At 63.7% G+C, this 20,742-nt stretch carries 26 protein-coding genes; 7 read left to right on the top strand and 19 right to left on the bottom strand.

The features are described 5' to 3' along the window. Positions 1 to 139: 139 nt before the first annotated feature. The 4 genes from RMO95_RS18385 to RMO95_RS18370 form a co-directional block, all read right to left on the bottom strand. Positions 140 to 1,240, bottom strand: a complete 1,101-nt coding sequence (locus tag RMO95_RS18385; RefSeq protein WP_310452120.1) for an AI-2E family transporter — start codon at positions 1,238 to 1,240, stop codon at positions 140 to 142. A 116-nt stretch (positions 1,241 to 1,356) separates the two neighbouring features. After that, the gene (locus tag RMO95_RS18380) at positions 1,357 to 2,301 is read right to left on the bottom strand and encodes a YihY/virulence factor BrkB family protein (protein WP_310452119.1); all 945 of its coding nucleotides are present in this window, start codon (positions 2,299 to 2,301) and stop codon (positions 1,357 to 1,359) included. Between the two features lie 102 nt (positions 2,302 to 2,403). Then, positions 2,404 to 2,718 carry a BON domain-containing protein gene (locus tag RMO95_RS18375; protein ID WP_310452118.1) on the bottom strand — a complete coding sequence of 105 codons (315 nt, stop codon included), beginning with the start codon at positions 2,716 to 2,718 and terminating at the stop codon, positions 2,404 to 2,406. Positions 2,719 to 3,041: 323 nt separating this feature from the next. Beyond that, positions 3,042 to 3,374, bottom strand: coding sequence for a glycine zipper domain-containing protein (locus tag RMO95_RS18370; protein WP_310452117.1), 333 nt, complete (start codon positions 3,372 to 3,374; stop codon positions 3,042 to 3,044). A 245-nt stretch (positions 3,375 to 3,619) separates the two neighbouring features. On the opposite strand from RMO95_RS18370, the gene RMO95_RS18365 reads away from it, so the two are divergent. The 4 genes from RMO95_RS18365 to RMO95_RS18350 all read left to right on the top strand — a co-directional run bounded on the left by RMO95_RS18365 (position 3,620) and on the right by RMO95_RS18350 (position 5,589). Continuing rightward, entirely contained in the window at positions 3,620 to 4,114 is a 495-nt protein-coding gene (locus tag RMO95_RS18365) for a BON domain-containing protein (RefSeq protein WP_310452116.1), read from the top strand. A 279-nt stretch (positions 4,115 to 4,393) separates the two neighbouring features. Beyond that, the gene (locus tag RMO95_RS18360) at positions 4,394 to 4,570 is read left to right on the top strand and encodes a CsbD family protein (RefSeq protein WP_310452114.1); all 177 of its coding nucleotides are present in this window, start codon (positions 4,394 to 4,396) and stop codon (positions 4,568 to 4,570) included. A gap of 117 nt (positions 4,571 to 4,687) precedes the next feature. Beyond that, a complete protein-coding gene (locus tag RMO95_RS18355; protein WP_310452113.1) occupies positions 4,688 to 5,041 on the top strand; it encodes a BON domain-containing protein in 354 nt (117 codons plus the stop codon). A 155-nt stretch (positions 5,042 to 5,196) separates the two neighbouring features. Beyond that, positions 5,197 to 5,589, top strand: a complete 393-nt coding sequence (locus RMO95_RS18350; RefSeq protein ID WP_310452112.1) for a universal stress protein — start codon at positions 5,197 to 5,199, stop codon at positions 5,587 to 5,589. A 91-nt stretch (positions 5,590 to 5,680) separates the two neighbouring features. On the opposite strand, the gene RMO95_RS18345 is transcribed toward RMO95_RS18350, so the two are convergent. From RMO95_RS18345 to RMO95_RS18320, 6 genes are all read right to left on the bottom strand, one after another. Beyond that, entirely contained in the window at positions 5,681 to 7,087 is a 1,407-nt protein-coding gene (locus tag RMO95_RS18345) for a MipA/OmpV family protein (RefSeq protein WP_310452111.1), read from the bottom strand. A gap of 108 nt (positions 7,088 to 7,195) precedes the next feature. Beyond that, positions 7,196 to 7,738: a hypothetical protein gene (locus RMO95_RS18340; protein WP_310452110.1), complete on the bottom strand. Its 543-nt coding sequence runs from the start codon at positions 7,736 to 7,738 to the stop codon at positions 7,196 to 7,198. 195 nt (positions 7,739 to 7,933) lie between these two features. Further along, the gene (locus RMO95_RS18335; RefSeq protein ID WP_310452109.1) at positions 7,934 to 8,857 is read right to left on the bottom strand and encodes a PA2778 family cysteine peptidase; all 924 of its coding nucleotides are present in this window, start codon (positions 8,855 to 8,857) and stop codon (positions 7,934 to 7,936) included. A 98-nt stretch (positions 8,858 to 8,955) separates the two neighbouring features. Beyond that, the gene (locus tag RMO95_RS18330) at positions 8,956 to 9,309 is read right to left on the bottom strand and encodes a PA2779 family protein (RefSeq protein WP_310452108.1); all 354 of its coding nucleotides are present in this window, start codon (positions 9,307 to 9,309) and stop codon (positions 8,956 to 8,958) included. A 220-nt stretch (positions 9,310 to 9,529) separates the two neighbouring features. Beyond that, entirely contained in the window at positions 9,530 to 10,945 is a 1,416-nt protein-coding gene (locus RMO95_RS18325; RefSeq protein ID WP_310452107.1) for a dihydrolipoyl dehydrogenase, read from the bottom strand. 98 nt (positions 10,946 to 11,043) lie between these two features. Beyond that, the gene (locus RMO95_RS18320; RefSeq protein WP_310452106.1) at positions 11,044 to 11,943 is read right to left on the bottom strand and encodes a hypothetical protein; all 900 of its coding nucleotides are present in this window, start codon (positions 11,941 to 11,943) and stop codon (positions 11,044 to 11,046) included. A gap of 188 nt (positions 11,944 to 12,131) precedes the next feature. Between RMO95_RS18320 and RMO95_RS18315 the strand changes: the two genes are divergently transcribed. Next, positions 12,132 to 12,605 (top strand): hypothetical protein, encoded by a 474-nt coding sequence (locus RMO95_RS18315; protein ID WP_310452105.1) that lies wholly within the window; start codon positions 12,132 to 12,134, stop codon positions 12,603 to 12,605. A gap of 16 nt (positions 12,606 to 12,621) precedes the next feature. Next, entirely contained in the window at positions 12,622 to 12,882 is a 261-nt protein-coding gene (locus RMO95_RS18310) for a hypothetical protein (protein ID WP_310452104.1), read from the top strand. 117 nt (positions 12,883 to 12,999) lie between these two features. On the opposite strand, the gene RMO95_RS18305 is transcribed toward RMO95_RS18310, so the two are convergent. From RMO95_RS18305 to RMO95_RS18265, 9 genes are all read right to left on the bottom strand, one after another. Then, on the bottom strand, positions 13,000 to 13,437 hold the full coding sequence (locus tag RMO95_RS18305) for a hypothetical protein (RefSeq protein ID WP_310452103.1): 438 nt from the start codon (positions 13,435 to 13,437) through the stop codon (positions 13,000 to 13,002). 231 nt (positions 13,438 to 13,668) lie between these two features. After that, positions 13,669 to 15,057, bottom strand: a complete 1,389-nt coding sequence (locus RMO95_RS18300) for a phospholipase D-like domain-containing protein (RefSeq protein ID WP_310452102.1) — start codon at positions 15,055 to 15,057, stop codon at positions 13,669 to 13,671. A gap of 397 nt (positions 15,058 to 15,454) precedes the next feature. Next, positions 15,455 to 15,646 carry a hypothetical protein gene (locus RMO95_RS18295; RefSeq protein ID WP_310452101.1) on the bottom strand — a complete coding sequence of 64 codons (192 nt, stop codon included), beginning with the start codon at positions 15,644 to 15,646 and terminating at the stop codon, positions 15,455 to 15,457. Positions 15,647 to 15,767: 121 nt separating this feature from the next. Next, a complete protein-coding gene (locus tag RMO95_RS18290) occupies positions 15,768 to 15,983 on the bottom strand; it encodes a glycine zipper 2TM domain-containing protein (RefSeq protein WP_310452100.1) in 216 nt (71 codons plus the stop codon). Positions 15,984 to 16,040: 57 nt separating this feature from the next. After that, a complete protein-coding gene (locus RMO95_RS18285) occupies positions 16,041 to 16,622 on the bottom strand; it encodes a hypothetical protein (RefSeq protein ID WP_310452099.1) in 582 nt (193 codons plus the stop codon). A gap of 71 nt (positions 16,623 to 16,693) precedes the next feature. Continuing rightward, positions 16,694 to 17,380 (bottom strand): OmpA family protein, encoded by a 687-nt coding sequence (locus RMO95_RS18280; RefSeq protein WP_310452098.1) that lies wholly within the window; start codon positions 17,378 to 17,380, stop codon positions 16,694 to 16,696. Positions 17,381 to 17,852: 472 nt separating this feature from the next. Further along, positions 17,853 to 18,002, bottom strand: coding sequence for a lmo0937 family membrane protein (locus RMO95_RS18275; RefSeq protein WP_310452097.1), 150 nt, complete (start codon positions 18,000 to 18,002; stop codon positions 17,853 to 17,855). A gap of 82 nt (positions 18,003 to 18,084) precedes the next feature. After that, complete coding sequence (locus tag RMO95_RS18270; RefSeq protein WP_310452096.1) at positions 18,085 to 19,173, bottom strand: glycine zipper 2TM domain-containing protein; 1,089 nt, start codon at positions 19,171 to 19,173, stop codon at positions 18,085 to 18,087. A 9-nt stretch (positions 19,174 to 19,182) separates the two neighbouring features. After that, on the bottom strand, positions 19,183 to 19,395 hold the full coding sequence (locus tag RMO95_RS18265) for a CsbD family protein (RefSeq protein WP_310452095.1): 213 nt from the start codon (positions 19,393 to 19,395) through the stop codon (positions 19,183 to 19,185). Between the two features lie 299 nt (positions 19,396 to 19,694). Between RMO95_RS18265 and RMO95_RS18260 the strand changes: the two genes are divergently transcribed. Continuing rightward, on the top strand, positions 19,695 to 20,648 hold the full coding sequence (locus tag RMO95_RS18260) for a hypothetical protein (RefSeq protein ID WP_310452094.1): 954 nt from the start codon (positions 19,695 to 19,697) through the stop codon (positions 20,646 to 20,648). Positions 20,649 to 20,742 lie beyond the last annotated feature (94 nt).

The raw sequence follows: 20,742 nt of genomic DNA, 5'->3' as shown, positions 1-20,742 counted from the left end.
ATTAGCATCGATCGGTACCCGCCTAGTAGTCAGTCAACCAGGAAAAGGCGCATTCCCTGTAGGAGCGAGCTTGCTCGCGATAAGCCGTTGTCGCGAGCAAGCTCGCTCCTACATCCATCGGCTTCAACATGTATGCGTACTAATCGCCGAGCAACTCGGAAACCGCCTCCAGTTGCTCCACGTGCTGCGCCACCACCTTGACGATGACGGTGATCGGCACGCTCAGCAGCATGCCCCAGATTCCCCACAGCCAGCCCCAGAACAGCAGCGAGATGAATACGGCGGCAGTGTTCATTTTCGCGATCCGACCCGTCATCCAGGTGACACCGAAGAACCCGACCGCAACGGCGATCGCCGTCGAAGCGCCGGCGACGAGCAGCGTCGCAGTCAGTTGGTCGAACTGCATGAATGCCGCCATGCCCAAGGCTGCAGCCGTGACCACCGGGCCGAGATAGGGAATCACATGCAGCAAGCCCGCCGCCACCGCCCAGGCACCGGCGTTTTCCAGGCCGATCCAGCGCAGCGCCAGCCAGGTCAACATGCCCACCAGCACATTGGTCGCCAGCAGCATCAGCATGTAGCGCTGGATCGAATCGTTGATGTCATCGAGGATGCGCACGGTGATCTTACGCCGCGACAGGGACGGCCCGGTCACCCGCACCAGTTTTCTCTTGAAGATGTCGCCCGACAGCAGGAGGAAAAAAGTCAGGAACAGCACCATGGTGGCCTGACCGAACATCGCAGCGGCACTCATGGAGCCGACCCACAGGAAATTGCCGAATCGGGAGCCGGGCGAGTCGATCACGACATGCGTTGCCTGCCGCCTCGACTTGTCTGACTGGCCTGTCGCCGCACTGGTCGCCTTTTCGATTTCGCTCGCGGCGGTTTCCACCTTCCGCATGGTGCTGCCCTGCCCGTTGTTCAGACTGGCCAGGCCGGCCGACAACTTGGTCGCCGCTTCCGGCAACTGGTCCAGTATCGTCTGCACTTCATCGCGCAGCGAGTAGCTGCCGAAGGCCAGCGCCGACACCACGCCGGCCATCACGATGCCGGTGCCGAGCACGCGCGGCACGCGGATGCGCTCCAGCCAAGCCACCAGCGGACCCAGGGTGTAGGCGAAGAGAATGCCGAGCAGCAGGGAGATGAAAAAGCCCTGCGCCCATCTCAGGGCAAATACCGTCGCCACCAGGGCGATGACGGCCAGCGCCAGATCCCGGCTGCCTTCCAGAACGCTGATCACGGGCGGCGCGGCCGCCGAATCGGGACCTGGTTCAGTCGGGTTGCCGGCTGCAGCGTCCGTTTCGATAGTGGGGCCAAGGGGCGTAGGGGCAGGCATCGGAATAGGTGGTTGTTTCATCAGTCGATCTCGGGTCGCACGGCCAGTGCGCTGATTTCCTCCATGCGCAGCCTCTCCTGCTGCAGGCTGCCGAACCACAGCGCGTAGTGCCGCGTGAACTCCGCGCCGAGGAAGAAAATCTGTGCCGAGTAGTACACCCACAACAGCAGGGCAATCAGCGATCCGGCGGCGCCAAAGCTCGATGCCACGCCGCTGTTGCCCAGATACAGGCCGATCACGTACTTGCCCAGGCTGAACAGTCCGGCGGTGAAGGCGGCGCCGATCCAGACATCGCGCCACGACAGCGGCGCGTCGGGCAAGGTCTTGTAGATGATGGAAAACATGCAGGCGATGACGGCAAAGGAGACGAATGACGACATCGTCTCAAGCACCAGCGCAGAGCTACCGAGCATTCCATGCGCATAGCGCTCCGCCATCGCCAATCCGGCGCTGACGACCAGCGACACGAGCAGCAGAAAGGCCAGTACCAGCACCAGGCCGAATGACAGCAGCCGTGTTCTGAGCAGTACGCCGAAGCCAGAGCGTGCGGGTGGGCCTACGCCCCACAACTCATCGAGGCTGCCCTTCAGCTCGGCAAAAACGCTGGTCGCGCCCAGCAGCAGCAGCACGCTGGCGATGAGCGTGGCCAGCAGGCCCGAAGACGGACTCTGCGCACCGGCCAGCAAGGCCTGCATCGCCTTTGCGCCATTCGGCCCCACCAGGCCTTCCAGTTGGGCGACGATCTCGCCCTGGGCCGCCTCGGCGCCAAAAAAATAGCCGGCGACCGCAATCGCCAGCACCAGGATCGGCGTCATCGAAAACAGCGTGTAAAAGGCCAATGCCGCGCCTTTGCTGGCGGCACGATGGTCGATCCACGAGACCAGCGAGGCGACCAGGACGATTCTCAGCCGTCGCGCCCAATGAATCGGGACGAGGACGATCAGATCGACGATTGCGCTGGCCATGGCTGGTCTCGCCCGGGACGTTTGCGGTGGCTGGCGCAGCACGAACAGGCAACCGCGGGCAGTGCCCGCGGATCCCTGCTCCCGCTTCGGCTTCAGGCTGGCTTACTTGATCCGCATGTCGTTCTTGACGGAGCGGACACCGGCGACACCGCGCGCCAGTTCGGTGGCCTTGTAGATCGCCGCCTGCGAGCTGACGAATCCGCTCAACTGCACCACGTTCTTGAAGGTCTCGACATTGATTTCGGCGGATTTCAGGGTCGGCTCATTGAAGATTGCCGTCTTTACCTTGGTGGTGATCACGGCGTCGTCGATGTACTCGCCGGTGCCTTCCTGCTTGGTGGTGGACGCGCAGCCGACGACCGAGACCAGCGTGACGGCCAGGAAAAGTGCCGAGATATAACTTCTAGCTTGTTTCATGATTGATTCTCCAAATTTGAGTTGAACAGAATTCCCGATCCGGATTCGAACAATTTATTTCGCCATCTTCCGCACGGAGAACCGAGCCCCTGGGATGCAAACCGCACACGCTTTCGAAGCCTCAAAGCCAGAATAGTCAAGGCGACCGATGGCGTCAGTGCGGTGGCGTACATAGCGCAGGACAAAGGGTGCGCCAGCGAACGGAACTCCGATCATTCCGGGTACATCGTGCATGGCCGTCGCGGCCTGCGGCGCGCTCGCCGGCGCGCCAGCGCCAACTCTCTGGCCAGCCTGTCGCCGCAGGCGCGCGGCGGGCAGGCCGCTCAGCGACGGCTGAGCAGGAGGAATACGATCAGCCCGGCCACCGCGGGTATGCCGAATGCCTTCCAGGGATTTTCCCTGACGTATTCCTGGGTGGCGTCGGCGGCGTCGCAGGCCTTTCTTGCCACCGCAATTCGCGCCGCATCGAGTCGCGATCTCGCGTCCCGCAACTGGCCCTCGATCCGGGTACGCGTCGCAGCGAATTCCTCCGCGGTCGAATTCACCACCTGCTGCAACAGGTCGTCGGTATCGGCGACGACGCCCTTGAGGTCCTTGACCAGCCTGTCCTTCTTGACCTCGATGGCGCCGCGATGCTCGAATAATGCAATATTCATGGTCTCTCCCGATGTTGACGAGCAGCAGCGGCGACCGGAGATTCGAGCGCCGATACTCCCCTGCCGGACATCGTGATCCCTGCCTGTGCGCCGGTCTGTACGCCACCGTACGAATCGGACCACGGGCCGGTGCGAACCGACGCCGTCCGATCGGGCCTATGTGTTCCAGCGCACTGACTGTCGCCGGCGAATGGAGGATAAGTGCACCCTGTGGTTCGATCGCAATACATAAAAAGGAAACCCAAATGAAAATCCCATACCGCTTCAAATTAGTCGCCATTTCGGTCCTGCTCGCAGCCGGCCTCGCCGCATGCGACAAACCCGGACCTGCAGAAACCGCAGGCAAGAAAATCGATCAGACGGCAGAGGCCGCAGGCAAGAAGATCGACCAGACCGCCGAGGCCGCCGGCCGCAAGATCGAGCAAACCGCGGAGTCGGCCGGCAAGACCATCAACGAGGCAACCGACAAGGTGGGCGACAAGCTGGGCGAACAGGGCATGAAAGCCGGGGTCGCCATCGACGATACCGAAATCACGGCGAAGGTCAAAGCGGCGATATTTGCCGAGCCCGGTCTGAAGACGTTGCAGATCAGCGTTGACAGCGTCAAGGGCGTGGTGACGCTCACCGGCTCGGTCGATTCGCCCCAGAGCAGCAGCAGGGCCAAGGAACTCGCGGGAGCGGTGGCGGGCGTCACGCAGGTCGACAACCGGCTGGTCGCCAAGGCCGTGCAGGGCAAATAAGGGATTCATCGCAAGGTGCGACAACGCACAGATCGAATCGGCAAACCCAGGCATTCTGCAGTCAGGTATTCGTTGCCTCCTCCGCAGCGAACCCCTGCAGCACTTGGCCCGAAGCAGCGACGCTGCTGCGGGCCTTTTTCCTGATAAGCGCCCCGGTTTCCTGCACCTGTGAGCGCCAGCGCACGGAACGTCGCCGGCTTCGCGAATAGCATAAATGACGGTGGGCGCTGCCAGGCGGCGCCACCGACCCTTCTCAATTTCAATCACCGGGAGCACAGCATGAACAAGGATCAAACCAAAGGCCGCGTCGAGGAAGTCAAAGGCAAGGTAAAGGAAATTGCCGGCAAGCTGAGCGGCGACAAGAAACTGGAAGACGAAGGCAAGCTGCAGAACCTCAAAGGTCAGGTGCAGGCCGGTTTTGGCGATCTGAAAGAAGACATCAAGAAAGTCGTCTGAGATCGACACAGCATCACATCCCTTGCCGTCGTGCCGCGCATTCGTCGGCCGCCGGCAAGGATTCAGTCCGGGGATGAGCCCATCCCGTCAGGCATTGCCACCACGAAAGGAAACGCCATGAAACGAATCAATCTGGCCGCAATCGCCGCCACAATCGCCCTCGCCTTCGGCGCCCATGCGCTCGCCGCCGAAACCACTCCCCAAAACGAATCCAAGGCTGCGTCCGGCAGCACGGCATCCGTCGGCGAATATGTCGACGACGCCGTCATCACCAGCAAGATCAAGACCGCCGTCTTCCAGGACTCCACGCTCAAGGCGACGGAGATCAATGTCGAGACCCACCAGGGGATTGTTCAACTGACCGGCTTCGTCAAGTCGCGCGCCGATATCAACCAGGCCGTCAGGCTTGCCCGAGGCGTCAAGGGCGTCAAATCCATCAAGAACGACATGGTGGTCAAGGGCAGGCAGTAAGCCCGCTCCTCGGCATCGGGCAAGCGCCGGGCAATCCGGGAGAGACAAGTCCGGCGCGTTCGACAGGCAGGTTAAGATCAGGTTATTCAGATCCTGGACGTGGGCAGAATCTGCGTTCTCCAGGTACCCATCCGTCGTTGATAGGGAGAGTAGCCGTGACCATACTTGTAGCCTATGTACCGCGCCCGGAAGGGCAGGCCGCCCTGGATAAGGGAATCGAAATCGCGGGTCGCCGCAAGGAAGCCCTGGTGGTGGTCAACACCAGCCGGGGCGGCAGCGGGGACGATCCCTCGATGGCCGATGTCCAGGATGTCGAGCGCGTCGAAAAATTGCTGATGGCTTCCGGGATCGACGCAACATTCAAGCAGTTTGTCCGAGGCAAGAGCGCCATCGAGGAAATTGAAGAAATGGTCGACTCGCTGCGGGTTTCGCTTCTCATCATCGGCCTGCGCAAACGCACACCCGTGGGAAAGCTTTTTCTGGGCAGCGTGGCCCAGGAAATTCTGCTTACGGTTCCCTGCCCGGTATTGGCCGTAAAGGCTGGATGATCGCTGTGTCAGGCAGCCGGGAGGCTGCAAGGCATCTGCCGTCATCCTGCCAGCGCTGGCGCCATCGTGACCGGCGCCCGCCCTGCAGCAACTACATGCGCCATTCGACGTAGGAATAGATGTAGTTCGAGCCGCCGTTCACGTTGCCGAGCAGGCGCGAGGTGCCGAAGATGCCCGAGCGGTGCGTGACGCCGAGGCCGACATAGGTTTCGCCCATGGACTTCACGCCGATCAGGTCGCCCAGGCTGATGTCGATGCTCGGATCGAGGTAGTTGAGCAGCCGTGAGCTGCTGCGGCCGCGCGCCAACTGGTCGCGCAGTTCGACGTAGGGCACGCGCTCGGCATAGGAGATGCCGACGCCCATGCCGAGCCGGGTGCGCACGCGGTGGCTCCAGGGGAATCCGTAATAGTAGGCCTTCATGTAGGCGTTGGCCTGCCAGGAATTCTCCTGCAGCCCGCGTTCGTTGTGGCGCAGCAGGCCGACGTAACCGACGAAATCGAGCGGCCAGCCGTTCAGGCGCTCGATGAAGGGGCGGCCCAGTTCGATGCCGGCGACGCGCGTCTGGTCGACGGTGTTGGTCGAGGTGCATTTGAGCAGCATGACCTGGGCCACATCGCAATCGGTGGCCTTGCCGTACAGCGCCTTGACGATCAGCGGCCGGCCGTCGGGCCAGGCGTCGTGCTCGGGAGAAAAATCGTAGGCCAATCCGAGGTGCCCGGCCAACTGGGTGCGGCTGTCGACGATGGGACTGGCGCGCACACCCGAGGCCCAGCGCGTCGCGGATACGCCGCCGATCAACCGCCAGCGCTCGGAAAGCCGATAGGCCGCGGACAGGCCCAGTTCGGCGTTGATGCCGCCGCCCGGGTCATAGGCCGGCCGCGTGATCGTCGCTTCGGACGGACGCACGCCGTAGTAGTGGTTGTTGAGCCGGGCATCGCGTGCGGCGAGCGTGAATTGCGGCTGCAACTGCAGCTTGCCGAGCGCCAGATCGTAGCGATAGCCGGCCCTGACTTCAGTGCCGCCCGATCCGCTGCCGGCATCGCTCAATACTTCACCGAACAGCGTGCCCCAGGGCTTGCGCTGCTGATAGCCCAGCCCCAGGTCGACGCCCGGCCCGCGATTGGCCATGCCGGCCAGGCTCGCGGGAATGCGGTCGTAGGGAAAGCCCTCGAAACGGTAGGCGACAAACGCGTCGAAGCGCGAGTCGGGCGTTGTATCGAGCTTGAGGCCGACTCGGTAGGCTTCGAGGAAGACGCGCTTGCTCTCGTAGATGTAGATCGGGACGAAATCGTGGCGCGTTCCCGCGCCACGATAGATGGAGTTCTCGAAGCGCATGGCCATGCCGAGGCCGGCGCCACCGGTTGCCACGGGCATGGTGGCCGCGACGATCGGCGGATTGGCGGGCTCTACCGCAGCGCCATGCGCCGCCGGAAACAGGCACAGGCACAATGCCAGGCCCGTCGTTGCCTGCAGTGAATAACCGGAACCAGAAATCATTGCATGCACTCCGATTTCATTGCGGCCGTTGCCGCCGCTGCACCGAACGCCGGCAGGAACCGGCGCCCGCATCATTTTGATTATATGCCCGGCTACGGCAGGCAATGCCTACATGGCGCCGAGATCCGCGATCGCATCGACCACCAGGCCCGTGCCGATCGCCAGCATCAGGATGTCGCCGGCAACACGCACGTAGCGATGGCCGGCCGGCGGGGGACCGATCTGTATCACCAGCGATGCGGGAACCTCGTAATAGATCACGTCGCGCGGCAACTGGTAGCCGACCCGCCATTTCTTGGCCTGTCCCGGCGGCATGCAGCCGTTGTGCTTCTTCGCCAGGCCCGGCGGGCAGCCGCGCCCACGATAATGCTCGGCGTAGTAGTCACGCACCACCACGTGCTGCTGCGGCTGGAAGTGGCGCCTGTCGCCATCGGAACGACGGTCATCGTCCTTGCGCGAGTCGCGGTCGCTGTCCTTGCGGTTATCCTTGCGGTCACCCTTGCGATCGTCACGCTGATCGCCGCGATCTTTCCTGCCGTCCTTGTCATTGCCGGCCCACGAGGGCTTGTCGGCCAGCGCCGGACCGGCCGCGAAAACTCCGGCAATCAGCAGCGCCATCGCACATCTTGTTTTCAGGGCAAGTAGTTTCATGTTGGATCACCGTGTAGGGAATTCATTGAGCAGCGAACTGTCCTGCGCAACATAGCCGGCTCTGGAGAAAGCTTCTGTGCGATACCGCACATTGGCGCAACCGATGGATGTAGGAGCGAGCTTGCTCGCGACAACGGCTTATCGCGAGCAAGCTCGCTCCTACAGGGAATGCGTCTTTTCCTTGTTGACTGACCACTAGCTGTCGCGGCCCAGGCGTTGCAGGATCAGTGCCCGGGTCTCGCCTACCGCCACGGCGAAGGGACTGCCGGCGGGCGCTGCGGCCTGCCCGATCAGCACCAGCGCCTCTTCGTTGCGCTTCAGATCCGAGAGCGTATGCGCCAGGTTGTTGATCACCGCCACGGAATCCGGATGGCGGATGTGAGCCCGGCGCAGGACGGCTTCGGCTTGCTCGAGGTCTCCCCGCGCGTAATGCCGGTTGGCCAGGCCGATGCTCGCGGTGACATTGTCGGGCCAGCGCTGCAGCGCTGCCGAATATGCGGCGAGGCTGGCATCCGGCTCGGCCACGCGCTCCAAGGCCGCAACCGCCGCCAGATAGGCAGGCTCGGTAGCCGTAACCGGGATGCGGCCGGGCGGCAGGGTCAGCATTGCCCAGTAATTGCTCTTCTTCCAGGTGTATTCGAAGACCGTGAACGGCACGGCCAGGCGCCGGGTTTCACCCGATCGCAGGTAGAGCTCGCCGGCGGAATAGTCGAAGCCGACGACAACGGCATAGTGCCAGTTGGTGATGAAGCCGACCCCGGTATCCTGCAGGACCAGCACCGGGTTGCCCGCCGCGACCTCTCGCAGCAGGTCGTCGAAACGCGGCGCGAGCGGGTAGGAAAGCTTGCCGTAGCGGCGCGGTGCAGCCAGCATTTCCGCCTGCAGGCTGCCTTCGCGCCCGGGCAGGTAGACGCGCCTGACGAGTTCGTCCGCGGTGACCGCCGTGCCGGCATGGACCAGCGTCGTCGCCAGCGCGGCGGGGCCGCACTGATATTCCTGCTGGGCAAAGAAAGGCACCTCGCGCAGTTCGCTGCGGTCGGCGACGCCCTGCGGCCAGGCATCGCGCAAGCCCATGGTTTGCGGCACCAGCGAGGCGCATCCGCTCAGGCCCGCGAGCATAAAAAGCAAAAAGGCGCCCGCACTGAAGCGGACGCCTGCGAACCGAACCAGGAAGCCGGGCATCGGTGACTTTCGGGGCCGGTGCGGGATTCGACAGCCTACTTACGGAAAGCGAAGTACCAGATGAAGAAGACGACCAGGATCAGCACCACCAGACCATCGCCACCGGCAGGAACGGCATTGATCTGGCCAGCGAGGCCGCGGACTTCCTCATCGCTCATCGACGCAACGCGGTCCCTGGCATCCTGTGCATCCAGGCCCAGCGCCTGAAACTCATTCACGGTCTGCGAGCGGCTCAGGTAACTCGATACCAGATTGCGGTCGGCCTGAACGGTGGCGGCGGCAGTTACCTGATCCGTCCCGATCATGCTGGCCTGTCCGGTCTGGAAGGGCAGGGTTATGAGAGCAACGGCGAGAAAGCGGCAAAGCAGTTTCTTGAATGCGGAATTCATGTCTATCTCCTGTGGTGGGTCGGATCGGGATCGTCCCCACGCAAGGATGTGTGAGAACTTGTTACGGACTCTGAGCCAGGCTCCGCGCACGGTCTGTGCGCTGTCGCACATATCGCGACAATTGCGTTATTGAAAACTTGTCGGCTTTCGGCCCTGCGGCCCTGCGCATCGCCGTAACGCCAACGCCAACTCTTGGCCGCGGCGGGCAAAGCCGGCATGCTTACGCCCGGCGCAGCTTCGCCTTGACGTCACGCAGCGCCGTGCGCAATCCCTCTTCGATGACCGGGTGATAGAAAGGCATCTCCAGCATCTGTGTCACGGTCATCTTGTTCTGCAGCGCCCAGGCCAGCAGATGCGCCAGATGCTCTGCGGCCGGCACCAGCATTTCGGCGCCCAGGAAGCGGCCCGTGGCGGGATCGGCATAGACCTTGAGCAGTCCCTTGTTCTTCAGCATGATGCGCGAACGGCCCTGGTCCTCGAAACTCGCCTGGCCGCTGACGAAGCTGCCGGCCGACAGCGCATGGTAGCCGCCGCCGACGATGCCGATTTGCGGATCGGTGAACACGATGCCGATCGGCACGCGGCGCGGAACCGGAGTCACCTCGCTGCCCAGCGCCAGGCGTGCGGCGTTGCGTCCCGCAATGCGCCCTTCGTCGGCCGCCTCGTGCAGCAGCGGGATGAAGTTGTTGGCGTCGCCGGCGATGAAGATCGGGCTGGTCCCGGCGGCGTCGATGGTGCGGGTGGTCAGGGGATCGAAGCACGGCACGCCCTTCTCATCTAGATCGATGCCGGTCTGGTCGAGGCCGATGCCCGACACATTGGGCGTGCGCCCGGTGGCGGCGAGGACATAGTCGAAATGCTCGACATCCACCTTGCCATCCGCCCCCTTGCGTCGAATCGCCACGCGATCACCGTCGCGCTCCATGGACTCGACGTGAGCGTCGGGCTCCAGCGCGAATTCCCGGTTGAAGGCGGCGACGGCATAGGCGAGGATCTCGGGATCGTTGATGGGGCCAAGGCGGCCGCCGCGGCCGAGCACCGCGACCCGGACACCCAGGCGGTGCAAAGCCTGGCCCAGTTCCAGCCCGATGATCCCAGGCCCCATCACGGCTAGGGATTTGGGCAGGTCGCGCCAGTTGAAGACATCGTCGCTGATGATCAGGCGGTCGCCGAGGGATTTGAACGTATCCGGGTAGGTGGCGCGCGAGCCGGTGGCGATGACGCTGCTCTTGCAGCGGATCAGGCTGTAGTCGGCGACTGCGATCGTATGCTTATCCACGAAGGCGGCATGACCGCGAATGCGATCCGTCTCGGAAATATCCTGCACGTCGCCCAGCACGAAGTCGACAAAACGGTCGCGCTCGCGCCTGACCCGGTCCATCACCTCGCCGCCATCGATGCGGACCACGCCATCGACATGGACGCCGAAGCCCGGCGCCTTGCCGACCGCGTCGGCGGCATCGGCCGCGGCGATCAGCAGCTTGCTCGGCATGCAGCCGACGCGCGCGCAGGTGGTGCCGTGATCGCCGCCCTCGATGATGACGACGCTCGCGCCCGCGGCCTTGGCGGAGCGATAGGCAGCCAGGCCGGCCGTGCCGGCACCGATGATTGCAACGTCGACCTGCATGGTTTTCATGATTCAGACCTCCCTGCGGAAGCAAGCAATGACCATTGTTCGCTCGTCGCACCGGCCGATCTGTTCGCCAGCGCACATCGGCGTCTGCTGGCCGGGCGTCAGGGCGTCCGGACTGCGGCCCGCGCGCGCAAATACTCCTTGCGCTTCATCGCCAGGTATTCGCCCCGTTCCAGTTCATGCAGTTGGCGCGGATAGCGCTCGATCGCGGCGAACCAGTCATGCAGGCTCTTTTCGAGCCGCGCCTGGGGCGGCGTGGACAAGGCGCCGAGATAGGACTCAATCGCCAAGTAATAGCGCATGGTGTTGCGTTCCACCAGGCCGCGCATGCCGCCGATGTAGATCGGCCGGCCATCGGACTGCTTGCCTGCGACGGTGAAGCCCAGCTTGTCGCTGGCTATGGTGCCCAGGTAGGCTTGCATCGCCACTTTGCCGGCAAAGCCATAGCCGTAGGAATAGGCCAGATGCAGCAAGGTCCGGCTGCCATCCAGCGGCACGGCCTCGAGCGTGATCCGGTAATCGCGGGTACTGAGCGGACCCTCGTCGGCGCTCAACATGACCTTCAGGTAGTCGGGGCTTGCGGCGGCGACGCGCCAGGCAAAGTCCACCGGGTAGGCGTCGTCCAGCGGCTGCTCGTGTTTCTTGCCGATATACACCCGCAGGGTGCTGCCGCTGCCGTCCGTCGCAGCGCGGCAGTATTTGATATTCAGATGCAGCAGCAGGATGTCGCACCAGCGCGCCGGCCCGTCCAGCTCGCTCCCCGCCAATGCAAACGGATGATCGACCAGCGCATGAATGCTTCCCGCGACACCGTCGGCGGTCTCGGCGGATTCCAGGTAGAGCGGGCGCTGGAACGGGTTGCTGCCGGGTCGCTGGTGCAGGACTTCGTAGTCGGCGCGCAAGGCCGCAGCGGCATTCGCAGCGGCATTTGCAGCGGACTCCGCGGCAGGGGCCAGGCCCGCAGCGCAGCAGGCCAGGGCCACTGGCAGCAGCCGCAGCATCCTCCGCGCTGTCGTCGCCCGCGCCGGCGGCGCGGGGATCGGCCCGGGAGTCGGTCCGGGAGTCGGCTCTGAAGGCAACCTGTGATCTGTCCATGCACTACGCATGGCTGCAGCATGAGCCCTGGTCGCCTGCCGGGTCTGTGGGTCAGCGTACAGACAGCGCCGCGGCCGAGGGCTAAGTTGAATGCATGAAATCGGCATCCATCCATGTTGGAATATTGTGCATCGCACTGGGAACAGCCCTGGCCTGGGCCGAGGTCACGCAATACCCGGCCGCCCCGCCTGAATCCGCGTCCGCCGCGGTCATCGTCGAGCAGCCGAGTCCGGTCGTGGCCCCTGCGCCGGTTGCCAGGAAGTTGGAGCCGCCGCTGGACGTGGCGGCCTTGAAGACGAGGCTGCGGGAAACCCATGCGATCGGCGTATTCGCCAAGCTCGCACTGAGCAATCAGATGGATGACCTGGTGCAAGAGTTTCGCTCGCTTCACCTGGGCGGACGGAGCAATAACGTCACCAAACTGCGGCAGCGCTATGACCTGCTGGTGCTCAAGGTGCTTGCCCTGATCCAGGACGGCGATCCACCTCTGGCACGCACCATCGCGGGGTCGCGGGAGGCAATCTGGAGCATTCTTGCCGATCCGGAACAATTCAAGTCAGTCGGCTGACCGGGGGAGTGGTGTGTTGATCAAATCGACCAGGGCTGCGGCCCTTGTATTTATGCTCGCGGCGCTCTGCGCCGGGCCGGCGTCGGCCACGGCGACGGCAGACCTTGCGCTGCTGAAGGACCTGACCGCCGTCGTCGTGCTGCTGGGTTTGCCCTGCGATCGGGTGGTCGGCGCCGCACGGCAAGCGGACGGCAGCCACATCGCTGCCTGCAGGAACGGCAAGCGCTACCGCGTATTCATCAACGCGGAAGGCCGGGTGGTCGCCCACAAACAATAAGCTGCAAACCCTCAGGGGAATCTGGAAGACCTTTTGCCGGGCCATCGGCAGGCATCCATGACACCCAGGCAAAAAAAAGACAGGCAAGCCTGTCTTTTTCTGCGGTAGCGCTACCGATTACTTGGCGGCGGCCTTCGCATCAGCCTTGACGGCGGCGGCTTTCACGTCAGCCTTGCCCTCGGCCTTGACGGCAGCGGTGTCGGACTTGGCGGCAGCCTTGTCGGTCTTGGCTTCGGCTTTCACCTTGTCGGCCTTGACATCGACAGCCTTGTCGCTCTTGGCGGCCTTGGCATCGGCGGCAGCCTTGGTCTTCGCAGCCTTGGCTTCGGCCTTGGCAGCCTTGGCGTCGGCCTTGGCCTTGGCCTTGTCGGCCTTGGCGGTGGCGGCGTCTACCTTGGCGTCGGCCTTGGCATCAACCTTGGCTTCGGTCTTGACGGCCTTGGCATCGGCCTTTTCAGCCTTGACTTCGGCTTTCACAACAGCCGGCGCGGTGGCCTGGGCGAAGACGGAGGTGGCAAACAGGCCTGCGACGAGTACGGCGAGCAATTTGTTCATGGAATTCCTTAAATAGAGATGGGGTCAGCCGCAGCTTGCGACCTGGGACTTTGTCGGTCCGTAAGCGATAAACGCCGGACCGTCGAATCGGTTGACGCAAGCGCTTAATAAACCGGGTCGCAGGCTGTCGGCAAATGGTGGCCTGCCCCTGTAGGAGCGAGCTTGCTCGCGATAAGCCGTTGTCGCGAGCAAGCTCGCTCCTACATCCATCGGTTTCAACATGTCTGCGTACTAGAGCCAGTACTGGATGAATCCGCTGAACCACTCCTTGATGCGCAAGATCAGGGAGCGGCGATTCCACTGCTCCAGGAGAATGGCATCCGACGCGGCCAGGTCCTTGTTGAACATGGCCTGCATCTGCTGGCCGAACTCGCGCCCTATCACCACCGCGTTGATTTCGTCATTGTCGAGAAAGCTGCGCCAGTCGAGATTGGTCGAGCCGACGCAGGACCAGACACCGTCGATCAGGGCCGTCTTGGAATGCAGCAGCGCGTCGCGCCGCTCGTAGATCTTGACGCCGGCATTGAGCAGGGTGGAATAGTGCGAGCGTCCCGAGTGAAAGGTGGCGCCGGAATCGGTATGGCTGGGCAGGATCAGCACCACGTCGACACCGCGCCCGGCGGCTTCGGTCAGGGCTTTGAGCAACTGGGGATCGGGCACGAAATAGGCGTGGGTCAGGTGCACCTGCTTTTCGGCATTGCCGATCGCCGAAATCAGCGTCAGGTAGATCAGGCTGTAGGGGTCATTGGGCGTGCTGCCGATGGCGCGCACGATGTCCGCCCCCTGTGTCGTCAGCATGGGGAAATAATCCTTCGCCGCCAGCGCCTTGCCTTTCTGCGCTGCCCAGGTATCCATGAACAGCTTCTGCAATTCGGCCACCAGCGGGCCTTCGATCCGGAGGTCGGTGTCGCGCCAGGCAACCGTGCCCGAGGGCGTTTTTGAGGCTCCTTTGGGAACCGAGCCCGAGGAATAGACGCTGCTGATATTGATGCCGCCGAGGAAGGCAATGCGTCCGTCGACCACCAGCAACTTGCGGTGATCGCGATGGTTGATCTGCCAGCCCTTCTTGAGCGACAGCGGGTTGATCGGATTGAACTCCAGCACTTCGATGCCGCCCTGGCTCAGCCGCTCGAAGAAGGCCTTGGGCGTAATGATGCTGCCGAAGCTGTCGTGGATCATATTGACCTGGACGCCGCGCGTCTGCTGTTCCAGCAGCAGGTCGGAAAACTCGCGTCCGATGGCGTCGTCCTCGATGATGTAGGTCTCGATGTTGATGTGATCCCTGGCGCCACGGATGGCGGCAAACATCGCGGCGTAGGTGCTCCCGCCGTCCTGCAGCAGGGTGACCTTGTTGCCCATGATCAGCGGGCTGCCGACGACGGCCTGCTCCAGCGCAATCTGCTTGTCGAGGATGTCCAGATCGCCGGACTTGCGCTTGAGTTCCGCCAGTACCGCGGCACTGCGCTTCGCCGAGATCGGCCCGCGCGCGTTCTCGAAGCGGGCGGTCTGCCCGGCGTGGCGCGCGATAAGTTCGTCGGTGTCGGGCAGGCTTGCGCAACCGAAAAATGCAGGCAGGCACGCTACCGCGAACGCGGCCCGCTGCAACACACGAATCAACATGGGCCGCCCCTCGTCATGGATTGCGGGTTCAGCTCAGGGAAAATCTTCAATCGCATGCCCTGCTTGCACCGTCGGAAGATCCTGATCTGAATTCCTGTTAACGTGAAATAACTCGTTCGGAGCGACGGGTGATAGCCGAGCGAAGCGAGCCGATCATCCGCAGTGGCTTTGCCCGCGTTGTTTGCGGGCTTAGCCCACTGCGCAGGGGCATCATCAGAAGCCTCCCCGTGAGGGGGCGAGGCGGGAATTCGTGACGCATGCGTCGCGCCGCCGCAGCCGGCTGGCTGTGCAAAGCCAGCCGTGGGCCGCGCAGCGGATGGGAGGGGCGGGCCTTCAATTCGCCTTTCGCGTGTTTCATCATCGGGGGCGCTGCGGTACTGCTGCATGAAAGTTTGTCCTACTTCTTCTCGCCCTTGGCCGCGTCCTGGATGTTCTCGCCGGCCTTTTCTATCGATTTGCCGACGCTCTCGACCACCTTGTCGGCTTCCTTGCCGGCGCGTTCGGCCGGTCCTTCCTTCTCGCACGCGGCGAGTACCAACGCCATCGCGCCCGCGACCAGAACCGTGCTGACTATTTTGCCGAATTTCATGATCTCTGACTCCTGGTGATTCGCCCGAACACAAACGCGACCTTGCGGTCGCGCTGGCTACGGATTCGGAATAACGGTGCGGCACACCCGCCGCAAGCTCGGGCAGGCCGCACAGCTGGCATCACTTGTTGATTTCGTGACCTATGACGCCGCCGACAGCAGCGCCGCCGACCGTGCCGATAGCGCTGCCGCCGGTAAGGACGGAACCGCCGATGGCACCGACGCCGGCGCCGATCGCCGTGGCCTTTTCCTGCGCCGTCATGCCGGCACAACCAACCAGACCGACCAGCATGGCCGCGGTAACTGCACTTATCGTGATGCTCTTGATCGTTTTCATGGGATTACCTCTTTGTGAAACAGTGGGCTTGCATGGGTGTTTCTGCTCGACGGCGACTCAGGTCTTGCCGAAGTTCTTCTTGGCTTGTGCCAGGCAATGATCCTTTGCCTCGCTGGCATAGGCATCGCACTTTTCCTTGGCGACGCCGTATTGCGCGTCATTGGCGGTTGCTGCAGCGGCCTCGCGCGCCTCCGCTGCCTTGCCGCGGGCTTCCGCGTTGGCGTCCGAAACCTTCATCTGCGCCTTGGCGTCGGCCTTGGCGGTGGTCTGCACTGCCTTGGCTTCCTTGACACAAACATCCTTGGCCGTGCCGCCCTTGTCGTCGCAGCGTTCCTTGGCTATCGAGTAGGCGGCCTCGGCCGCGACCACGCGGGCCTTGTAGCGGCTGCTTACGGATGGCTTGTAGCTGGCCTCAAGGTCGGCTCTGGCGACCTGCTCGCGGCCCTCGGCCTCGGCCACGCAGATATCCCGGGCGTTGCCCGAAAAGGAACTGCAGGCGGCCTTCTCGGCCTTGTACTGGCTTTCGATCCGGTTCTTGCCGGCCTTGTAGTCGTCGTTCGCCAGGCTCTGCGCCATGGCGCCGGCGCTGAAGGCCAGGCCGACTGCGAGCGCCAGCACATTGATGCTGTATTTGTTCATTTCGCTTCCTTCGTGGACTGAGACCGGAAGGCGCTTGCGGCAGCTCATGCCGCAAGCGCTCCGGGCGGTGGCTACTTGCGGGTGCCGATCACTTCGATTTCAACGCGGCGGTCGGGCTGCAGGCAGGCGATCACCTTGGCGTTCTTGGGGCCCTTGCATTCGTCGGCCTTGGTCACCGGCTGCATTTCGCCCTTGCCTTCGGTGTAGATACGGTTGTCGGCGATGCCCTTGCCCATCAGGTAGGTCTTCACGGCCATGGCGCGTCGCTCGGACAGGTTCTGGTTGTATTTGTCGGAGCCGAAGCGGTCGGCGTGGCCGACGGCGGTGATCACTTCCGGATTGATGTCGCGGGTCTTGTTGTAGAAGTCATCCAGTGCGTCGCGTCCGGCCGGGCGCAACACCGCCTTGTCGAAGTCGAACAGCGTATCGGCATTCAGCTTGACGCGGTCGGCGGCCGGCTTCGGTGCCGGCGGCGGCGCCACGGCGGCGAGCTGTTGCGGTGCCGGCGCGGGGGCTTGAGCCATCGGCTTCTTCACCAGGTCGGGATCGCATTCCTCGATCGCCTGCGCCGGAGTCCAGTAGCCGGTGTGCCAGCACAGACCGAAGCCGCTCTTCACCACCTCGTTACGCGTGTCGATCAGATAGCCTTCCTTGGTCGGATTGTTGCTTTGCGCTGTTGCCGCGCCCGAGATCAGGCCCAGAGCCAGGACGCAGGATATGGCCACCGCCATCTGTTTTTTGTTCAATGCATAGGTCATGATGATTTCCGATCCATAAAGTTTGCGTCAGCTTCCGCCTTGTGCTGCTTTGATTCTTCCGACCGTCCGCAAGGCGAAGAAATGCCGACGGTCGCTGTTGATTCTTCCGAACCGGTCCGCTTGCGCGCGATGCTCAAGTCATTGCGCGACTTGCCGCGTACCGATCACTGTGCCCATCATCTGCCGCTTACTGCGCCCGGTCTGTACGTTGTCGCACACAGGGTGCGATTTGTCCGGGCTCTGCCGCGCGAGGGAATCGCGCCGTATCGCCAGCGCCAACTATCGCTGGATGTCGACGGCATACTGGTGTGGGGCGGATACGAGGCGGGCCGTAGTGCGGACCGTAGGGCGGACCGTAGGGCGGACTTCAGTCCGCCATCCACTTGGCCGACTGAAGTCGGCCCTACAAAACCATCCACCGCTGGCCGACTGAAGTCGGCCCTACAACGCCATCCACCCCTGGCCGATTGCGTCAGAGCACCTTGCGCCCGCTGATGATTCTGAGCAGCACCACGACGACGGCGATCACGATGAGGATATGGATGAAGCCTCCCATCGTGTAGGACGTGACCAGGCCGAGCAGCCACAGGACGATGAGTACGACGGCGATTGTGTATAGCATTTGGAGCCTCTCTTCCATGCTGCAAAGTTCGGGTGCAGGAGCGCCGGCAACCGCTTGACCAAGTGGCCGCCGGCATCCGCGCCTACTGAATTACGGTCAGGACATTGCCGTCGACCTTGACCTTGCTGCCGACCGCGAAAGGCGGTTGCGCGGCATAGGTGATGGTCTGGGTGCCGCCGTTCTCGAGGCGCACCACCACTTCGTAATGCTTGGTGGTTTTCGCCCGCTTTTCGATTTCATTGCCGACGTAGGCGCCGCCTGCCGCGCCGGCCACCTGGGCGACCGTTTTGGTGTTGCCCTCGCCGATCTGGTTGCCGATCACGATGCCGGCCAAACCGCCGGCGATCTTGCCGAGGTAGCTGCCTTCGCCTTTGACTTCAACCAGATTGATCGCCTCGATCACGCCGCAGTTGAGGCAGCGGCGGGCCGTCTGCCGGGCACGCGGCGCCTGGCCGGCGGCGGCCAGCAGCGACTGGCCCAGCACGGCGCTGGTTTCCCGCTCGCCGACGCGCAGAAGTCCGGTCACCGTCGAGTTCGCCGAGATACGGTCGCGCCGCTTGATGATGTGGCTGCCTTCATACACGCCCTCGCGGACCTCGTTCAACAGGATCTTGCCCTTGACGCCGACTATCGTGGCGCTGGCGGCCCCGCCCGGACTGCCGGACAGAACCAGGTTCAGGTCTTCGCCCGCAACCAGGCTGGCCGGCGGATCGACCACGTCGAAGCGATCGATCGTCGGCCCCCTGGCGTAGCGTTGCCCGGCGCCCGCCCGCCTGGCATAGGCCCGGCCGATCAAGGGCTCGTCGAGGATGGCGCTGGCGACCTGGTTGCCCACCCGCAGATTGGCCGTGGCCTTGCTCTCGGCCGTGATCCTGTCGCGCTGGCGGATGGTGTAGGTGCCCTCGTAGACACCGGCTTCGGTTTCCACCAGCACCACGCCCGCCGTTGCGCCGTTGATGCGTACCGCCGCGGTGCCGCCGGGGCTGCCGTAAAGGGTGAAGTCCAGTTCCCTGCCGGCGACAGCCTGTCGTACCGGCCGGACGTCGAAGCCGTCGATTCTCGTGGCTTCGGCGCGCGACGCCGCATACTGGGCCTGAGCCTGGCTGGTGACAAAGGGCAGTGGGAGCAATGCCGCCAGGGCGAACAATCCAAGAACAATTCTTTTGTACATTTTTGGCTCCTAGAAATACCAGTTACGGTGTTGGTCGTGAAAATCCTTCAACTGGCGGTCGGCCTGCTCGCACGCGATGCCGTTGTCCTGCTGCGCCTTGCCGCTGACCTGCTCGTGCCTGCCAAGCGCTTCCTGCAGTGAATCGCCGGTCCATTCGCCCCAGGTCTGCTTGATTTTTCCAGCCAGCTGCAGGCAGATGCCGGCGAATTGTTCCTTGTTCATTTCAGGCTCCATGTTGGCAAAGCGGTGGCGACGACGGTGGCAACGGCACCCCGACAATCGGCACTCGCATTGGCCCATGTTCTGCCGCGCAGCAGGCTTCGTCTGTGCGCCAACGCACGATCGACATGGAGCCGGAGAGAACGCGTCCTTATGTACGACAGCGCACGGAATGCGCGGCACCGCCGCCCTACGATGACGTAGGAGTAACGATTCGACAGGACAGGCACGGCGCCGCAACGGCCGGGCAGCGCGACCCGGCCCATCCCGGACCGCAAACGCAAACGCAAAGGAGAATTGCAATGACAATCACCAAGCTCGCACTATCACTGATGCTGGGCGCCGGCCTCGGCGCCGGCTGTACCACGGTGCCGCCTTCACCCCAGCTCGCGACATCCGACTTGCCGAATTGCTTCGATACCAATTACGACCGGGAACGCGGCATTTTCACGATGAAGAACGAAGTCGCCAACGCCGTCAACCAGCAATGCCTGCTGATCGTGCACGCCAGCGATGAGGCTGCATCGGCGTCGCAACTCGTGGCAGGCAGATACACGGCTTATCTGGCCAACGGCGGCGGCGGCGGGGCCGGCGGCACCCTCCAGAGCTTCGCCGGCAGCGGCGGTGGCGGCGGTGGCGGCGCCGGCGCGATGGAAACCCAGGCGCCGCTCGTCTTGAGTCCGGGCGCCTACAAGCTCACCCTGGGCGCCGGCGGACCGGGCGGAACCGCCTGCATGCCGCGCGCCGGCTTTAGCGGCGGCCCAGGATGGGTCGGTAGTCCGAGCAACATGATCCGCGTCGCCACCGGCGAAGTCGTCGCGGGCGTACCGGGTGCCGACAGCTACGTCCGCCTCAAACGTCGCCAGAACGAAAAGATGGCCGGCAAGATGGATGGGCATGGCGGCTCCGGCGTCGGCCAGACCGAAGGCGGCCACGCCGCGGTGGCGGCAACTGCGACCACCGCCAGGGTGCCTGCCGAGCCGGGTGGCGCCAAACTCGCCTCGGGCTACACGGGGGCCGCCGGTGCGGCCGGCTCCGTCAGCGCCGGTGACAAACTCTCGGGTGCCGGCGGCGGCGGCGGCGCAACCGCGGTCGGCTCAGGCGGTGGCGGCGGCGGCGAAAGTCCGGGGCAAACCGAACATCCCCCGCAGCGCGGCACCCTTGGCGGTGGCGGTGGCGGCGGCGAAGGCACCAGCAGCGAGTGCGATCCCGGTGCCCGCGGCGGCCACGGCTACATCGCCTTGCGCCGAATATGACGAGAATCTACTAGTCAGTCAACGGGGAAAAGGCGCATCCCCTGTAGGAGCGAGCTTGCTCGCGATAAGCCGCTATCGCGAGCAAGCTCGCTCC

Origin of the sequence: Sulfuritalea sp. (genome assembly GCF_031426875.1) — a bacterium.
In the GTDB taxonomy this organism is placed as follows: Bacteria; Pseudomonadota; Gammaproteobacteria; order Burkholderiales; family Rhodocyclaceae; genus Sulfuritalea.
Note: the sequence above shows the minus strand (reverse complement) of the source record. Positions and strands in the feature narration are given on the sequence as shown.

What these genes read in the sequence shown, in the direction of transcription:
- RMO95_RS18380 (WP_310452119.1), bottom strand. Translation starts at nt 2,301, where the DNA reads ATGGCCAGCGCAATCGTCGATCTGATCGTCCTCGTCCCGATTCATTGG.
- RMO95_RS18375 (WP_310452118.1), bottom strand. Translation starts at nt 2,718, where the DNA reads ATGAAACAAGCTAGAAGTTATATCTCGGCACTTTTCCTGGCCGTCACG.
- RMO95_RS18370 (WP_310452117.1), bottom strand. Translation starts at nt 3,374, where the DNA reads ATGAATATTGCATTATTCGAGCATCGCGGCGCCATCGAGGTCAAGAAG.
- RMO95_RS18365 (WP_310452116.1), top strand. Translation starts at nt 3,620, where the DNA reads ATGAAAATCCCATACCGCTTCAAATTAGTCGCCATTTCGGTCCTGCTC.
- RMO95_RS18360 (WP_310452114.1), top strand. Translation starts at nt 4,394, where the DNA reads ATGAACAAGGATCAAACCAAAGGCCGCGTCGAGGAAGTCAAAGGCAAG.
- RMO95_RS18355 (WP_310452113.1), top strand. Translation starts at nt 4,688, where the DNA reads ATGAAACGAATCAATCTGGCCGCAATCGCCGCCACAATCGCCCTCGCC.
- RMO95_RS18345 (WP_310452111.1), bottom strand. Translation starts at nt 7,087, where the DNA reads ATGATTTCTGGTTCCGGTTATTCACTGCAGGCAACGACGGGCCTGGCA.
- RMO95_RS18340 (WP_310452110.1), bottom strand. Translation starts at nt 7,738, where the DNA reads ATGAAACTACTTGCCCTGAAAACAAGATGTGCGATGGCGCTGCTGATT.
- RMO95_RS18335 (WP_310452109.1), bottom strand. Translation starts at nt 8,857, where the DNA reads ATGCTCGCGGGCCTGAGCGGATGCGCCTCGCTGGTGCCGCAAACCATG.
- RMO95_RS18330 (WP_310452108.1), bottom strand. Translation starts at nt 9,309, where the DNA reads ATGAATTCCGCATTCAAGAAACTGCTTTGCCGCTTTCTCGCCGTTGCT.
- RMO95_RS18325 (WP_310452107.1), bottom strand. Translation starts at nt 10,945, where the DNA reads ATGAAAACCATGCAGGTCGACGTTGCAATCATCGGTGCCGGCACGGCC.
- RMO95_RS18320 (WP_310452106.1), bottom strand. Translation starts at nt 11,943, where the DNA reads ATGCTGCGGCTGCTGCCAGTGGCCCTGGCCTGCTGCGCTGCGGGCCTG.
- RMO95_RS18315 (WP_310452105.1), top strand. Translation starts at nt 12,132, where the DNA reads ATGAAATCGGCATCCATCCATGTTGGAATATTGTGCATCGCACTGGGA.
- RMO95_RS18305 (WP_310452103.1), bottom strand. Translation starts at nt 13,437, where the DNA reads ATGAACAAATTGCTCGCCGTACTCGTCGCAGGCCTGTTTGCCACCTCC.
- RMO95_RS18300 (WP_310452102.1), bottom strand. Translation starts at nt 15,057, where the DNA reads ATGTTGATTCGTGTGTTGCAGCGGGCCGCGTTCGCGGTAGCGTGCCTG.
- RMO95_RS18295 (WP_310452101.1), bottom strand. Translation starts at nt 15,646, where the DNA reads ATGAAATTCGGCAAAATAGTCAGCACGGTTCTGGTCGCGGGCGCGATG.
- RMO95_RS18290 (WP_310452100.1), bottom strand. Translation starts at nt 15,983, where the DNA reads ATGAAAACGATCAAGAGCATCACGATAAGTGCAGTTACCGCGGCCATG.
- RMO95_RS18285 (WP_310452099.1), bottom strand. Translation starts at nt 16,622, where the DNA reads ATGAACAAATACAGCATCAATGTGCTGGCGCTCGCAGTCGGCCTGGCC.
- RMO95_RS18280 (WP_310452098.1), bottom strand. Translation starts at nt 17,380, where the DNA reads ATGACCTATGCATTGAACAAAAAACAGATGGCGGTGGCCATATCCTGC.
- RMO95_RS18275 (WP_310452097.1), bottom strand. Translation starts at nt 18,002, where the DNA reads ATGCTATACACAATCGCCGTCGTACTCATCGTCCTGTGGCTGCTCGGC.
- RMO95_RS18270 (WP_310452096.1), bottom strand. Translation starts at nt 19,173, where the DNA reads ATGTACAAAAGAATTGTTCTTGGATTGTTCGCCCTGGCGGCATTGCTC.
- RMO95_RS18265 (WP_310452095.1), bottom strand. Translation starts at nt 19,395, where the DNA reads ATGAACAAGGAACAATTCGCCGGCATCTGCCTGCAGCTGGCTGGAAAA.
- RMO95_RS18260 (WP_310452094.1), top strand. Translation starts at nt 19,695, where the DNA reads ATGACAATCACCAAGCTCGCACTATCACTGATGCTGGGCGCCGGCCTC.